The organism is Baaleninema sp., from assembly GCF_049974805.1.
In the GTDB taxonomy this organism is placed as follows: Bacteria; Cyanobacteriota; Cyanobacteriia; order Cyanobacteriales; family Geitlerinemataceae; genus Baaleninema.
In genome coordinates this window covers 1-14,876 of the sequence record NZ_JBNGCO010000067.1, presented here as the reverse complement: position 1 = coordinate 14,876, position 14,876 = coordinate 1, and the positions used below count along the sequence as shown (strand labels likewise).

The window sequence follows — 14,876 nt, the reverse complement described above, 5'->3', positions numbered from 1 at the left end:
AAAAATCGCGCCGCCCCGTTAATTTTTGTAAAAATCTTGTCAAATTGAGGTCAAACACAATCAACCTTCAACAATAGTCTGCCGAAATTATTGACTAAAAAATCAACTTACTAGACACACTCCCATTGTAAAAATATACTCTCGCCTATCGGCTCGTTTGTCAAGTCTCCACCCCAAAAAAATCGCGCCGCCCCGTTAATTTTTGTAAAAATCTTGTCAAATTGAGGTCAAAAATTGTGCAATGAGAAATCTCTAATCGAGAACGACTGAAGCAAACGCCATCGCGAGAGCGATCGACCCCAAATGGTGCGGCAGCAACATCCAAAAGGGCTGTTTAGCAATCTTCTGCGTCAACACGATCGAAAGCAAAGCAGTAACTACCAACGTCGTGCCTTGCAAAAACGAGATGACTGCCGCATCCGCCACCCAAATCGGCAAATTCGCCCCGTCCAAGCCAAACGTCGCCAGCGTCACCGGAAGCACGCGCCCCGCTTCGCCCAGTCCCAACGTTAAATAATGGGCGAGATTGCCCCCCAACACCAAGGGCAAATATCCATAAGCCAACTCCACAAACGATCGCGGTTTCGGAGTGTTTCCAACCTGACGGACGCCCCACAGCAACCCATAGGCGATGGCCGGAATCAGAACCGGAACCGACAACGCCAACACCGACAGTTCCAAATGGGGTAAAAACCGAGTCAGATCGAAAGATAACCCAAACTGCTGTTGCAGTTGCGGTAAGCGGTGGAGGAACACGCCCCCCAACAACAAAAACAACAACGCCACCTCGTAAGTTCGGGGTTGGTGCGTCGTCCACAGTTCGATGGCTGGAAGACGCCAGTTAAACTCCACCGAACGATGGGGACAAGCTTTCAAACAAGTCATACACAACACGCAATCGCGGTTGTCTTGCAATCGGGTGAGAATACAGCGGACAGCCATCCGTGTCTTGACCTTCCCCTTTCCGAGGACCGCCCTTATAACACTGATAGGTCGTACATTCCGCCGAACAAATCCCCGGTCGCGCCCGTAACTCCGTCATCGAGAGCTTCGCAAACAAACCGTTCATCCCGCCGATGGGACAGAGGTAGCGACACCAAAACCGCCGCTCGAAAATCAGGGAGAAGATGACCGCCCCCGCCGTGATGAGGAGCAACAAACAACTGGAGAGATAGGCAGTATTTTCCAGGTTCGAGAGTTCTTCCCAGAGGAAAATCAACACGAACAGTCCGAAGAGGAACCAACCGCCCCAGCGTTCGGCACTTTCGCGGGGCCAGCGTCGCAGTTGTCGGGGAAAGAGTTTGAGGGAGAGTTTCTGAGCGAGTTCGCCGTAAATCATAAAGGGACAGACGGCGCACCACAGCCGCCCCACGAAGGGGAAGCCGATGAGAATCAGCGGCCACCACCATGCCCAAAAGAGATTGAGGGCGATGTTGCGATCGCGGGTTTGAGGTCCAATAAAGAGCAAAATCACGACGAGGGCGAACAGCCAGGTGGTGATACCTTGACATACTCGCCGCCTTAAAAGAGCGGCGATTCTCCAGACCTCACGGTTTGGGATTCCTAGTTCGTTGACAACCCTTACTATCCATCGTTGCCAATGAATACCAGAGGGGTTTATCTCCCTAGGCGTTTTCCCCATTGCAGAGGAGGTTTCGGTATGCCCTACCGTACCTGAGAATCCGCGAAAAAATTGGTTCTCTGTACTTGTTGCTTAGAGCTTTTACCTGCCCGAGCCTTCCCGAACAGAACCCACTAACTCTAGTTTTCAAGGTTCAGTTGCCTCGATTAGAGGCTCGGTTTTTAAACGGGTTGAATACCGCTCCAGTTTCTCCCTTATAGCAGAGTCGCCCTGAAAGGGCGAGGCTTTAGACCCAAAATTTCTGGTAAGTCTTGAACGTTGTTGAGAACGAGGGTTCCGCTTCCCACCCATTCGAGGAGTCCCGGTTTTCCGCCGATGCGTCCGAAGAGTTCGGCGCCGCTGGTTTGGAGGAGTCCGCTGGTGAGTTGAAGCATCGGTGCCCGACGCCAGGGAGAGCCGTAGTGGATGAGGGCGGCGATATTGTCTTTTTCGAGTCCCGGTTCGCCGAAGATGAGAACGGATTGGCGATCGCGCGAGGCCTCTTCGATTTGCGATCGAAGCCGTTGGGCGTAGCGACTGCTGCCGATGATGCCCCGTCGGATGCGGGTTACGAGGTAGGGACGGAGGGCGATTTGGCGATCGCGTTCGTAGGCGAGTTGGTTGGAGACGCGATCGAGTTCGGCGGCCAGTTGTTGCGAGAAAATTTGGCTGATTTCGGGATGGCGATGGAGCAGTTGTTGGAACCGTTCTCGGGGAATCCACCAAAGTTGTGTGTCGGTGAGGCTGGTAGCGACAACGGAAACGGGGCGATCGAGTAAGAGATCTTGTAAGTAGAGAACGGCGCCGGGAGTCGAGCAGAATTCCCCGGTATCGCGATGGCAGTAAAGCCGTCCCTCAAAGAGAACGTACAATCCGTCTGGGGGCGTCTTGCGTTTTCCGAGGTGGGTGTCGGCGGGGATCGATCGATCCTCGATGGCGTCGGCGAAGTCGGCGAGGGTGTTTTCGGGGAGGTTTTTGAGGGGCGTATGGGTTTTGAGCCAAGTTGCGCGATCGGAGGCTATCATTTGGGAGCGATCTCCTGTCGTTCGTTCTTTATCCTAGTCGAGCGCTATGACCTGGGCTGACGTACCAAATCTCTGGGTTCCGTTGGTATTGTTGGGCTGTATCCTCGGCGCGGCCGTGTTTTTTTCCACCCGTTCCTAGGGAACGAGAGGAAAATGAATTCGGTTAGGACTGATGCCGAAACCCAGATTTTAACAAGATTCCGTTATTTCAGCCCGAAGGTCGGAACGAAAAACTGGGTTTCTTAACCCACAAGTGCGTCACTCCTGTAGGTCTGAAACGACGAAGCGAAGGGATGGAAAAATCCCTTCGCCGAATCAAGAAGAATCGATGAGGACATCGAGTCCCAACCCGTCTTTGCCTTAAAACAAGAGCTTTAAAACAAACTGTCGTCTCGAGGTCCGACCACCATTTGCAACACCGTGGGGTTGCCACCTTTCTCGTGATACTTATCGGCCCAACCGCGAACCAGTTCGTCGAGTTCCGCGAAGGCGTCGTCGAGGCGATCGCTGGGGATATCCAACTCTTCCAGCAAGCGCATCGTCGTCGGGGAGCGCCGCGCCCAATCCCGCATCATGCGAAAATAGCGAGCCGTATCTTCGACTAAAATATAGGTTCGTTCCTCATCGTCGGCGGGGGAATAGGAGGCGCGTGCCAGGACGTAGACGGGCATTCCCCAAGGGGAGTCGATGCGCGTGACCGTTCCCGAATAAATCAAACGCCGTTTGATATGCTCGGCGAGGGCTTCGCTGAGGGGCATCCGGCGTTCAGGGGGCAGATCTTCTTGAGAGCGACTGTGAAGGAATTCGATCAACTCCATAAATTGGAAAGAGTTAATCGCCTGAGCGTCAGGGAGAGGTTTAGGGAATTTCCGTTCCAGTTGGCGTTTTTCGTCGGGGGAAAGGCTGTTTCCCGCAATGCGGGGTTTTCCCGGTTGCCAGGGAAACTGGTCGAGCCAAACATACGGAAACTGAATCAGATAGCGGGGTTCTTGAGACCCCAACATTTTTAAGAGTTTGCCTTCAGTCAGCGCTTGACGGACTTCTTCGACAATGACCTTGACCCGCCTCGGTTCGATATGATGCAGGTGTCCGGTCATGCGTAAGTTTTGCCCTTGTTCCAAATACGTTAAGTAAATGGCACATTTAGCAGCTGTGGCAGCAGCATCGAGAAACGCCCCATGTCGGTGTCCGCTCGTCCGCATGGCGATAAACGCCAAGTAGAGCATGATTTGATCCATTGCGCTCGGACTTAGGCGTTCGATCAAATCGGTATCTTTATTCATTACAATTCCCGAATCTTCTAATTTTGGAGGTTTCACAGTCTCCTCCGCACGATTTGTGTACGATCGTTACCCATATTGACCCAGAATCAACCGATCTCGTTTTCTGTTGATGGTCTTGTTTCGATGCACACCTGTTCGGTCGGGATAGAAAGCCAAAGCCATCCGCTCGATCGATTCGGCGTAAAGGGCTTCGGTTTGGAGGAAGATTCCCGTATATACTCAATAGTAGCCGATCGAGACCGAACGCCAATCGATCGCCTTGCCCCGTTCGTCGATTTTCCATGATTGTTTTGAGTCCCACTGCCGTGCGAGAAATCGCACGTTTGAAATCGAAACAGAGCCATACCGACGCTCGTTTGCGAGTTCGCGTGCGAGAGGGAGGCTGTGCCGCCTTATACTACGATCTCCACTTCGACGAAACCTTCAGCGCCGACGACAGGACCTGTGAATTTGAAGGCATCCCCCTCATTGTCGACGGCGCCAGCCTACCTTACGTCGAAGGATTGACCATCGACTATACCGAAGACTTGATGGGAGGAGGATTTCGCTTTTACAATCCCCATGCCGAGCGAACCTGTAGTTGCGGTCATTCCTTCGTCCCTCAAAACGACCCTTCTAGCCACTAACACAGCATTGACAGAGCCGCCTTAGATTGGTATAGTTAAAGACTGTTTCCAAACTAGAAGCATAGTCGGCTTACTACATTACCTATGCCCACCATTCAGCAGCTCGTTCGCAGCGAGCGCCAGAAGGCAAAGAAGAAAACGAAGTCGCCCGCTTTAAAAAGCTGCCCTCAGCGACGAGGCGTCTGCACGCGGGTGTACACCACAACGCCGAAAAAGCCGAACTCCGCCCTGCGTAAAGTGGCACGGGTTCGCCTGACCTCGGGCTTTGAAGTGACCGCCTACATTCCCGGCATCGGTCACAACCTCCAAGAACACTCCGTGGTCATGCTGCGCGGCGGTCGTGTCAAAGACCTTCCCGGCGTGCGCTATCACATCGTGCGCGGCACCTTGGATACCGCAGGCGTAAAAGACCGTCGTCAAGGTCGCTCCAAATACGGCGCCAAACGTCCGAAAGAATAAGGCCCGCCACCTTCACCGGGTCGTTGTTCGTTACCTGTTGTCTAGTGAGTTCGTAAATTAATAGCGGATACAGAAACTTATGTCACGTCGCAGAGTCGTCCAAAAACGTCCGGTTCCTCCCGATCCGGTTTATAACAGCCGTCTCGTGAGTATGATGGTGCGTCGCGTAATGCGCCACGGTAAAAAATCTCTGTCCTCGAACCTGATCTACGATGCCATGAAGATCGTCGAGGAGCGGACGGGATCGGACCCCTTAGAATTATTTGAAACCGCCATCCGCAACGCGACGCCGTTAGTGGAAGTCAAAGCGCGTCGAGTCGGCGGTGCGACTTACCAAGTTCCTATGGAAGTGCGTTCCGATCGCGGAACCGCCTTAGCCTTGCGTTGGTTGATCGCCGCGTCGCGCCAGCGTTCGGGAAAAACCATGGCGATGAAGTTGGCCAACGAACTGATGGACGCGGCCAACGAAACCGGAAACACCATTCGCAAGCGGGAAGAAACGCACCGTATGGCGGAAGCGAACAAAGCGTTCGCGCACTATCGGTACTAAACCGCGATTCGCTAGACGACATTCGGAATTCGATCGGACAAGCTTCAGAAGCACCAGAATATTAAGATACAATAAGGAACGTTGTGTCCGCGTCAGACGGGTTGCGCCAGCAATTCGGACGCGGCGGCCGCGTGTGAAAGAACCCCGATCGAACTTCACCCGCGTTCTCGTAACTCACAACCCGAGTGACACAGCGGCAGATTCAATAGGGAGGTTATTGTGGCACGAACAGTCCCGCTTAACAGAATACGCAATATCGGTATTGCGGCTCACATCGACGCAGGAAAAACGACCACGACAGAGCGTATCCTGTTCTATTCCGGGATCGTCCACAAAATGGGCGAAGTCCACGAAGGAACGGCAGTAACAGACTGGATGGCTCAAGAGCGGGAGCGGGGCATTACCATTACTGCCGCTGCGATCAGTACGAGCTGGAACGACCACTTCATCAATATTATCGATACCCCGGGTCACGTTGACTTCACCATCGAAGTCGAACGCTCGATGCGGGTTCTCGACGGTGTCGTGGCCGTTTTCTGTTCCGTCGGTGGCGTACAGCCCCAGTCTGAAACCGTTTGGCGTCAAGCCGAGCGTTATAAAGTTCCCCGGATCGCGTTCGTCAACAAGATGGATCGCACGGGTGCGAACTTCTTCAAGGTTTACAACCAAATTCGAGATCGGCTGCGGGCGAACGCCGTCCCCATCCAAATCCCCATCGGAAGCGAAAGCGATTTCCACGGCGTCGTCGATCTCGTCGGACAAAAAGCCTACATCTACACCAACGACATCGGTACAGACATTCAAGTGACCGAGATTCCCGAAGAAGTCGCCGAACTGGCGGCTGAATATCGGGAAAAACTCCTCGAAGCGGTGGCCGAAACCGACGACGCTTTGATGGAGAAATACCTCGAAGGAGAGGAGCTGACGGAAGAAGAAGTCCGCGCCACGGTGCGCAAAGGGACGATCGCCGGAACCATGGTTCCCATGCTCTGCGGTTCGGCCTTTAAGAACCGAGGCGTCCAGCGTCTGCTCGATGCCGTCGTCGATTACCTGCCCTCTCCCATTGAAGTCCCGCCGATTCAGGGTACTTTGCCCGATGGAGAAGTGGCAGAGCGTCCGGCGGACGACGAAGCCCCCCTGTCAGCCCTGGCCTTTAAAGTCATGTCAGACCCTTACGGTCGCTTGACCTTCGTGCGCGTTTACTCGGGGGTTCTCCAAAAAGGAAGCTACGTTTACAACGCCACGAAAGATCAGAAAGAGCGGATTTCGCGCCTGATCGTCCTGAAAGCCGACGAGCGCATCGAAGTGGACGAACTGCGTTCGGGGGATCTCGGCGCAGCGCTCGGGTTGAAACAGACCCTAACAGGGGATACGATTTGCGACGAAGAATCTCCCGTTATTCTGGAATCGCTCTACATACCCGAGCCGGTGATCTCCGTTGCGGTCGAACCGAAAACCAAAGCCGACATGGAGAAACTCTCCAAAGCGTTGCAAGCGTTATCGGAAGAAGACCCGACGTTCCGCGTGACCACCGACGCCGAGACCAACCAAACCGTGATCGCCGGGATGGGGGAACTGCACCTGGAAATCCTGGTCGATCGAATGCTGCGCGAGTTCAAAGTCGAAGCCGAAGTCGGTGCGCCGCAGGTGGCCTATCGCGAAACCATCCGCAAACCGACTCAAGCCGAAGGCAAATTCGTGCGTCAGAGCGGCGGTAAAGGACAGTACGGTCACGTGGTCATCGAACTGGAACCCGGCGAAACCGGAAGCGGCTTTGAATTCGTCTCCAAAATCGTCGGCGGTTCGGTTCCGAAAGAATATATCGGTCCGGCCGAAAATGGGATGAAAGAAGCCTGCGAATCTGGTATCCTTGCTGGTTATCCCTTGATCGACGTGAAAGTCACGTTGGTTGACGGGTCTTACCACGAGGTCGATTCCAACGAGATGGCCTTTAAAATTGCCGGTTCTATGGCAATTAAAAACGCCGTCACCAAAGCATCGCCGGCTCTGTTAGAGCCGATGATGAAAGTCGAGGTCGAAGTTCCCGAAGAATTCATCGGAAACGTCATTGGCGACCTCAACTCCCGTCGAGGCCAGATCGAAGGTCAGGAGACGGACGAGGGCATGGCGAAAGTCTCCGCCAAAGTCCCTTTGGCTGAAATGTTCGGCTATGCCACCGATATCCGCTCCAAGACCCAAGGTCGCGGTATCTTCTCGATGGAATTCAGCAACTACGACGAAGTTCCGCGTAGCGTCGCTGAAGAAATCATCGCAAAAAGCAAAGGGAACGCATAACACAGGAGAAGGAACACAGGATTCATGGCACGCGCAAAATTCGAACGGAACAAACCCCACGTCAACATCGGTACGATCGGTCACGTCGATCACGGTAAAACGACGCTGACGGCTGCGATCACGGGAACTCTCGCCGTGACGGGTAAAGCGAAAGCTCGCAAATACGCCGACATCGACGCCGCTCCCGAAGAAAAAGAGCGGGGTATCACCATCAACACGGCTCACGTCGAGTACGAAACCGAAAACCGCCACTACGCTCACGTGGACTGCCCGGGACACGCGGACTACGTGAAAAACATGATCACCGGAGCCGCTCAAATGGACGGCGCGATCCTGGTGGTGTCTGCGGCTGACGGTCCGATGCCTCAAACCCGCGAACACATTCTGCTGGCTCGTCAGGTGGGCGTTCCCAGCTTGGTCGTGTTCTTGAACAAACAAGACCAAGTCGATGACGAAGAGCTTCTCGAACTCGTCGAACTCGAAGTCCGCGAACTGCTCAGCGAATACGACTTCCCTGGCGATGACATTCCCATTGTCACCGGCTCGGCTCTCAAAGCCATCGAAGCGCTCGAAGAAAATCCGGCGATCGCCGCTGGCGAGAACGAATGGGTCGATAAGATCCTGCAACTGATGGAAGAAGTCGATAAGTACGTGCCGACTCCCGAGCGCGATGTCGATAAAGACTTCCTGATGGCAGTTGAAGACGTATTCTCCATCACCGGTCGCGGAACCGTGGCAACGGGTCGGATCGAACGGGGCATCGTAAAAGTGGGCGATACCATCGAAATCGTCGGAATCAAAGACACTCGCAGCACCACCGTTACTGGTGTGGAAATGTTCCAGAAAACCCTGGATCAAGGGATGGCTGGCGACAACGTGGGCGTCCTGCTGCGTGGGATTCAAAAAACCGACATCGAACGGGGTATGGTGCTGGCGAAACCCGGTACGATCAACCCTCACACCAAGTTCGAGGCTGAGGTTTACATCCTGAAAAAAGAAGAAGGCGGACGTCACACCCCCTTCTTCCCCGGATATCGTCCTCAGTTCTACGTGCGGACGACGGACGTGACCGGAACCATCAGCGACTTCACGGCTGACGACGGCAGTGCTGCTGAAATGGTCATGCCCGGAGACCGCATTAAAATGACGGTGGAACTGATTTGCCCGGTGGCGATCGAAAAAGGAATGCGCTTCGCCATTCGCGAAGGCGGCCGGACGGTCGGCGCCGGTGCGGTGGCTAAGATCGTCGAATAGTTAGATCCGCCGGACTTTCCTCTGGGGCGCACTGCGTGCGCCCCTAAACTTGTCTGTTTTCAACTGAACCTCGACAACTGAACCTCGACAACTTAAGATCATGGCAACGATTCAGCAACAAAAAATCCGCATTCGACTCAAAGCGTTTGATCGACGCTTGCTCGATACCTCTTGCGATAAGATCGTCGATACGGCCAACCGCACCAGCGCCACGGCGATCGGCCCGATTCCTCTTCCCACCAAACGGCGCGTTTACTGCGTGTTGCGATCGCCCCACGTGGACAAAGACTCCCGCGAACACTTCGAGACGCGCACCCACCGCCGCATTATCGACATTTACCAACCTTCTTCTAAAACCATCGACGCCCTGATGAAGCTGGACTTACCCGCTGGTGTCGATATCGAAGTAAAACTTTAACTCTTCCGCCGAGGGTGGTTTTCTTTTGGAAAAATCCCTCGGCCTTGTCAGCAGAAGGAAGCCAAAACCCAAATCGCAAGGCTTCGCCGTGCGCCTCAGCCGAACGGTTTGGGCGATCGCAGTCCCTAAGCGGGCGGTGAGTATGTCAAGTGCTTTCAATGCGTTACAGTAAATAGAGAAGCACAGTTTTGACAGACGACATAATGGCCACCTCGTCTTCTATCGCGGTTCGAGAACTCCCACTGTTCCCCCTTCCGGAGGTGGTGTTGTTTCCCGGCAGACCGCTCCCACTCCACATCTTTGAATTCCGCTATCGCATGATGATGAACACCATCCTCAACAGCGATCGCCGCTTCGGAGTGTTGATGTTAGACCCTGTGAGTCGTCAGACCACTGCCATCGGATGTTGTGCGGAAATCGTTCAGCACCAACGGCTTCCCGACGACCGCATGAAGATTTGGACGCTGGGGCAACAGCGGTTCCGCGTTCTCGAATACGTGCGAGAAAAACCCTATTACGTGGGATTAGTGGAGTGGATCGAAGACGATCCCCCAGAACAAGACCTGCGATCGATGGCCACCGAAGTCGAACAACTGCTTCGGGACGTGGTACGCCTGTCTGCTAAGCTGATGGATCGCGAGATCGAGCTACCGGACGACATTCCCAGTCTGCCGACGGAGTTGTCATATTGGGTCGCCGGAAATCTCTACGGCGTCGCCAGCGAACAACAGGATTTGCTCGAAATGCAGGATACGGCTAAACGTCTCGAACGGGAAGCCGAAATTTTGACGACGACCCGCAACCACCTGGCTGCTCGGACGGTCTTGAAAGATACGTTTGACGGGTAGCCGGTGCAGCGGTGGTATTGTCGCGTGTTGTGTAGGATTCGATCGAAACTGTCATGGGCGAAGCAAAACGTCGAAAAGAAGCCCTGGGTGAGAAATACGGCAAAGACCCGTACATTTTGCCCTGGGTTCCCATCACCAAAAAACAAGCCGAGCAGTTTGTCAACTGGACGACGAAAGGCGCGTGGGTCGGTATCGGGGCGCTAGTCGCGATCTGGCTGACCGTGATTTTCATCGGGCCGGCGCTCGGGTGGTGGGACTTGCAATAAATTATAGAAATTTCGAATAACTTAACCTCTCACTCATCATCAAAATCGGATTCGTCCGAGGCTTGTCGCTAGAGATTGTCGATTTCTACAGACAGCTCTGTGGGTTCGATCGCGCTCCGGCTCCCGCTTCTTGAAGTCAAGAGACGGCGGGGGCTAGGCGTTTGTTTGCGTTTCTGAAGCCGAGCGATCCCCGCTGTGACTTGCGATCGAAGATACGCAACGTTTCCAGAAAGTAGGTTAACGTGAAGCAGAGGTCTCGATAACTGACTGCCTTTCTCCAGCGAGCGTGCTAGGTCGATCGAAAGACCGAGATGAGATAGATTGTTAAGTAAATCTTAAAAATGTTAACCTGCGTGTTTCGCGTGATAGGAGGAGAACCGTGTTTATACGACTTGCCGAACAGCACCGTCAATTCGTGCGAGAGCTAGTGATGAATCTCAAGGCGTTAGCCATCGTGCTAGAGCGTCGGGGATACCTGGCTTCGTGTTACACCTGTGGCAGTCAGATGAACAGTGCCTCGTTCATGGTCAGCCTGGGGGACAACCACCTGATTCGCTTTTTGGTGTCCGATTACGGCATCACCTGGACGGAGATGCGCGACGATCGCGAACTGATGAAACTCGAAGGCGCCGAAGCGATCGCGCAACTGCAAGAACTGGCCAATCTGGTGAAATATCAAATCGCACCGAGCGAATACCGACCGGCAGCGGTTCAAAAAGCCTAAAATAAAAGTAGAGAACCCGTTTTCAGCGGTTCGATCGCTTTGATTTGGTTTTTCTTCAATGACAGATATCGAGCTGGGTTGGCAGCATCGTTACATCGATACCAATCGCATTCGCCTTCACTGCGTCACCCAAGGTGAAGGAGAACTTGTCGTATTGCTACATGGTTTTCCCGAATTTTGGTATTCCTGGCGCTACCAAATTCCCGCCTTAGCCCGCCGCTTCAAGGTGGTCGTTCCCGACTTGCGCGGATACAACGATTCCGATAAGCCCCGAAGCGGCTACGACTTAGATACCCTCAGCGAGGACGTGCGGGGGTTAATTTCCGCCCTGGGCTACCGTCAAGCTCATCTGGTGGGTCACGACTGGGGCGGTGCGATCGCGTGGCATTGCGCCCAAAAATTCCCCGAACTGCTCGATCGCCTCGCTATTCTCAACGCTCCTCACCCTCAAACCTTCACGCGAGAACTCGTCGGAAATATCGACCAACTTCGCCGCAGTTGGTACGTTTTCGCGTTGCAAATTCCCACCCTTCCCGAATGGCTGATTCAGAACAACCTGAAAAATTTCGTGACCAATATTTTTCGGGATAACGCGGTGCGTAAGGGGGCGTTTAGCCGAGAAGATACAGAAATTTATCGAGCCGCTCTGGAAAAACCCGGCGTTCTGCAAGCGATCGTGCAGTATTATCGCCAGCTCATGACGCCTCAAAGCTGGGTCAAAACCTGGACGCGATCGCCGGGTACGATTTCCGTTCCAACGTTGGTTTTGTGGGGCGAGGACGATTCGTTTTTGAGTAAAACCTTAACTGAAGGACTCGATAAGCTCATTTCCGCACCTTTTCAGCTTAAGTTTGTTTCTCAGTGCGGTCATTGGATTCAGCAGGAAGTTCCGCAGACGGTGAATCGGGAGTTGTTGGAGTTTTTTAAGGTTTAACTAATGAGGGGTTCACCGGAGCTATAAGTCCCGCGCTCTACCTGAAAGGTGAGCGTCGGGATACATGGACTCCCCTTGAGAAGTCGATTCCCCTCGATGGGGATGAGACAAGCATTTGCATTGGCTATGGCTTGTGGTAAACTATAGCGATGTAGCCCAGGGACTCTGGGGAACGGAAACAGCCTGTCAAGTCGGTCTGTCGGGGGTCTATGACCTAGATAAGTGGCGTGGGGCAGGAATACCTAACTGCGAGGTTGGGAAGCCCGCGCTGTACCCGTAGAGTCAGCGTCGGGAGGATGTCACGGAAAGCGGGTATCGATCGAGGGGCGCATTGCCCTGCTGTGTTGGAGGGGCTGTCCGGCGTTAAGTTGAAGCCAGTATCGCTCAACTAAAATTAGTCTCCTCACCACTCCAACCATGCTCGCCGACGATCCCCTCTACATCACCCCAGAAGACTACCTCGCCGCCGAAGAAATTAGCCCCATCCGCCACGAATACCGCGACGGTGAAGTCTTCGCGATGACAGGCGGGACGCTAAATCACAGTGCGATCGTCCTCAATTTAGCCACCACCCTCAAAATTCACCTTCGTGGTTCCGGTTGTCGTCCCTTCTCCGAAGGCACTAAAACCCGCGTCGAGTCCAGTAATGCCTACTACTATCCCGATGTCGTTGTCAGCTGCGACGATCGCGATCGCCCATCCAAAGAGCAATACATCGAATATCCCCGCCTGATTATCGAAGTTCTCTCTCCCTCGACGGCTCGTTTCGATCGAACTGAAAAATTCGCCGACTACCGCACTATCCCTAGTCTCGAAGAATACGTTCTCGTCTCCACCGATCGCCAGCAGGTTGAGGTTTTCCAAAAGGTCGATCGTGGCAACTGGGCGATCGCACCTACCACCGATCCCATCCAACTTGCGAGTGTGAACTGTGCGATCTCGATCGCCGACATCTATGAAGACACCGACATTCCCGCTACGTTAGACGGTGAATCGGCAGTGGGTGGAGTCTTTTAAGGTTTGAATCGATCGCTGTTTTTGTAAGTTTGGAGATTTTAGCCCCCCCCATGTTTTTGGAGAAACTGGGGGTATTTATAAAATTTTTTAAATAAAAATCAATCGATATCCTTTTAAGGAATAATTTGAACCCTAGTTCCATTTGAAACTTTTGAAAACAGTAACGCAATATCCTCATCATACATTCTCAAACAGCCATGCGAGATGGCTTGACCTACCGAATCAAAATCGTTAGTTCCGTGAAATCCATACCAAAGATCGTCGATAACTGTAAACGCAATCCAATAATTTTGAATCGGATTGTTGGGATTATCTGGCGAAAAAACTTCACCAGTAAATGGATGTTCCCACCAGGGATCTTCTGTTAATTCTATAATATAAAACTCTCCTATTGGGGTTTCCCATCCGTCTCGACCAACAGCAACCGGGAATTGTATTACTTTTTTATCCCCTCGCATTAAATACACTTTTCGTTCTGAGAGTCTAACTTGCAACCAGATATCTGAAGAAGAATCTCCTTCTTTTTTTAAAAATGATTTGTATAAAACTACATCCTTGATATTTTTAGATGGATCGACTTGATGAGCGAAGCAGGTAGACGTAAAGCCACCAAGCATTAAAGTAGATACCACACAAAAATACGATAATAAATTTGTTCTTATCATTTTTTTGTTTATCTAGGCTATCGATAGTTTTAAGTTTGTAATTTTAAATTGGGGAAATTGTGGCGACTTTACAATTAATCAAACCACAATTTCCATAAAATTCAATTTTTATGGTTCTTTTTACCAAGAACCTCTTCTCGGGGGAGCCGGTCGATCTTGTTCTCCCACTTGTGTTTGTACTCGCGTCATGGTGAACGGGATACTGGCAGTGTTGCCGCAAGAGACTTGTCCTTGAATTGTATTTCCGTTGGAGCTTAGAGTCCCCGACCAAGTTAAAACTTGACCGCGACCCGAGAATTGAGAATTGGAAAAAGCTGCACCTTCGTAGATATCCACACGAGTTACACCACCGTTTACCCCTGGTCCAGAAATCCTGTAGGGAGGTCCCGAATACAAGCGCACTCCATAGGTTTGTGTTGAATTCGCGATGACCGAGCAATTGGGAACCGCGAAAAGACCAACGGTTACAGTCCAAGCCCCAGTCAAATCGATATGAGAAAACGAGAGAGTTTGGGAGGGGGAATTAGGGTTGATAAACTCAGGTCGGAGGTAATCCGGACCCGGATCGTAAGGAAACGGGGGAGCGGCTTGTTTGTCTAATAACAATGGCGAATTTAAAAGAGATCGATTTTGTTTAACGTCCCAAGTGTCACTGAGCTCATCTGAAAGCATATCAGTGACAACAGGTGTTGCTGAAGACTCTTTTGTGGGTGAAATCGAACTTATCGCAGGTTCCATTCCCAAAAGAGTCAAGACTGCCAGCAAAATCGATCGATCGAACCCAATCTTGGTTAACTGGAAGCGTTTCACGATTTTTATCTCCGTTTAAAAGAGGTCAAAAAAGAACAACATTACTACTTGAACGCCTAAAGGTTTAGAACGGCAAAAATC

General features: G+C 52.4%; 17 protein-coding genes. 11 read left to right on the top strand and 6 right to left on the bottom strand.

All coding sequences use genetic code 11. The features are described from left to right. Positions 1–252: 252 nt before the first annotated feature. From ACP5D4_RS13630 to hetR, 4 genes are all read right to left on the bottom strand, one after another. The gene (locus ACP5D4_RS13630) at positions 253–942 is read right to left on the bottom strand and encodes a hypothetical protein (protein WP_428012166.1); all 690 of its coding nucleotides are present in this window, start codon (positions 940–942) and stop codon (positions 253–255) included. Then, positions 842–1,474, bottom strand: a complete 633-nt coding sequence (locus ACP5D4_RS13625; RefSeq protein ID WP_428012165.1) for a 4Fe-4S binding protein — start codon at positions 1,472–1,474, stop codon at positions 842–844. The genes ACP5D4_RS13630 and ACP5D4_RS13625 overlap by 101 nt, the downstream gene beginning before the upstream one ends. Positions 1,475–1,836: 362 nt before the next feature. Next, positions 1,837–2,646, bottom strand: coding sequence for a sigma 54-interacting transcriptional regulator (locus ACP5D4_RS13620; RefSeq protein WP_428012164.1), 810 nt, complete (start codon positions 2,644–2,646; stop codon positions 1,837–1,839). A gap of 374 nt (positions 2,647–3,020) precedes the next feature. Next, on the bottom strand, positions 3,021–3,929 hold the full coding sequence (gene hetR, locus ACP5D4_RS13615) for a heterocyst differentiation master regulator HetR (protein ID WP_428012176.1): 909 nt from the start codon (positions 3,927–3,929) through the stop codon (positions 3,021–3,023). Between the two features lie 281 nt (positions 3,930–4,210). Here hetR and ACP5D4_RS13610 point away from each other — a divergent pair, with 281 nt between their 5' ends. The 11 genes from ACP5D4_RS13610 (at position 4,211) to ACP5D4_RS13560 (ending at position 13,320) form a co-directional block, all read left to right on the top strand. Next, entirely contained in the window at positions 4,211–4,555 is a 345-nt protein-coding gene (locus ACP5D4_RS13610) for a HesB/IscA family protein (protein ID WP_428012163.1), read from the top strand. 84 nt (positions 4,556–4,639) lie between these two features. Then, positions 4,640–5,014: a 30S ribosomal protein S12 gene (rpsL, locus tag ACP5D4_RS13605; protein WP_063718160.1), complete on the top strand. Its 375-nt coding sequence runs from the start codon at positions 4,640–4,642 to the stop codon at positions 5,012–5,014. A 79-nt stretch (positions 5,015–5,093) separates the two neighbouring features. Then, complete coding sequence (rpsG, locus tag ACP5D4_RS13600) at positions 5,094–5,564, top strand: 30S ribosomal protein S7 (protein ID WP_428012162.1); 471 nt, start codon at positions 5,094–5,096, stop codon at positions 5,562–5,564. A 219-nt stretch (positions 5,565–5,783) separates the two neighbouring features. Beyond that, positions 5,784–7,859 (top strand): elongation factor G, encoded by a 2,076-nt coding sequence (gene fusA, locus ACP5D4_RS13595; protein ID WP_428012161.1) that lies wholly within the window; start codon positions 5,784–5,786, stop codon positions 7,857–7,859. 24 nt (positions 7,860–7,883) lie between these two features. Continuing rightward, on the top strand, positions 7,884–9,113 hold the full coding sequence (tuf, locus tag ACP5D4_RS13590) for an elongation factor Tu (protein WP_428012160.1): 1,230 nt from the start codon (positions 7,884–7,886) through the stop codon (positions 9,111–9,113). Positions 9,114–9,213: 100 nt separating this feature from the next. Next, complete coding sequence (gene rpsJ / locus ACP5D4_RS13585) at positions 9,214–9,531, top strand: 30S ribosomal protein S10 (RefSeq protein WP_063718164.1); 318 nt, start codon at positions 9,214–9,216, stop codon at positions 9,529–9,531. A gap of 203 nt (positions 9,532–9,734) precedes the next feature. After that, a complete protein-coding gene (locus ACP5D4_RS13580; RefSeq protein ID WP_428012175.1) occupies positions 9,735–10,379 on the top strand; it encodes an LON peptidase substrate-binding domain-containing protein in 645 nt (214 codons plus the stop codon). Between the two features lie 53 nt (positions 10,380–10,432). Next, positions 10,433–10,645 carry a DUF2839 domain-containing protein gene (locus ACP5D4_RS13575; RefSeq protein ID WP_428012159.1) on the top strand — a complete coding sequence of 71 codons (213 nt, stop codon included), beginning with the start codon at positions 10,433–10,435 and terminating at the stop codon, positions 10,643–10,645. A gap of 379 nt (positions 10,646–11,024) precedes the next feature. After that, positions 11,025–11,369, top strand: a complete 345-nt coding sequence (locus ACP5D4_RS13570; RefSeq protein ID WP_428012158.1) for a DUF1815 family protein — start codon at positions 11,025–11,027, stop codon at positions 11,367–11,369. A 58-nt stretch (positions 11,370–11,427) separates the two neighbouring features. Further along, positions 11,428–12,303, top strand: coding sequence for an alpha/beta fold hydrolase (locus ACP5D4_RS13565; RefSeq protein WP_428012157.1), 876 nt, complete (start codon positions 11,428–11,430; stop codon positions 12,301–12,303). A gap of 417 nt (positions 12,304–12,720) precedes the next feature. Continuing rightward, on the top strand, positions 12,721–13,320 hold the full coding sequence (locus ACP5D4_RS13560; protein WP_428012156.1) for a Uma2 family endonuclease: 600 nt from the start codon (positions 12,721–12,723) through the stop codon (positions 13,318–13,320). Positions 13,321–13,433: 113 nt separating this feature from the next. Here ACP5D4_RS13560 and ACP5D4_RS13555 read toward each other — a convergent pair whose 3' ends face one another. Beyond that, positions 13,434–13,952: a L,D-transpeptidase gene (locus ACP5D4_RS13555; RefSeq protein ID WP_428012155.1), complete on the bottom strand. Its 519-nt coding sequence runs from the start codon at positions 13,950–13,952 to the stop codon at positions 13,434–13,436. Positions 13,953–14,105: 153 nt separating this feature from the next. Continuing rightward, positions 14,106–14,795, bottom strand: a complete 690-nt coding sequence (locus ACP5D4_RS13550) for a hypothetical protein (protein WP_428012154.1) — start codon at positions 14,793–14,795, stop codon at positions 14,106–14,108. Positions 14,796–14,876 lie beyond the last annotated feature (81 nt).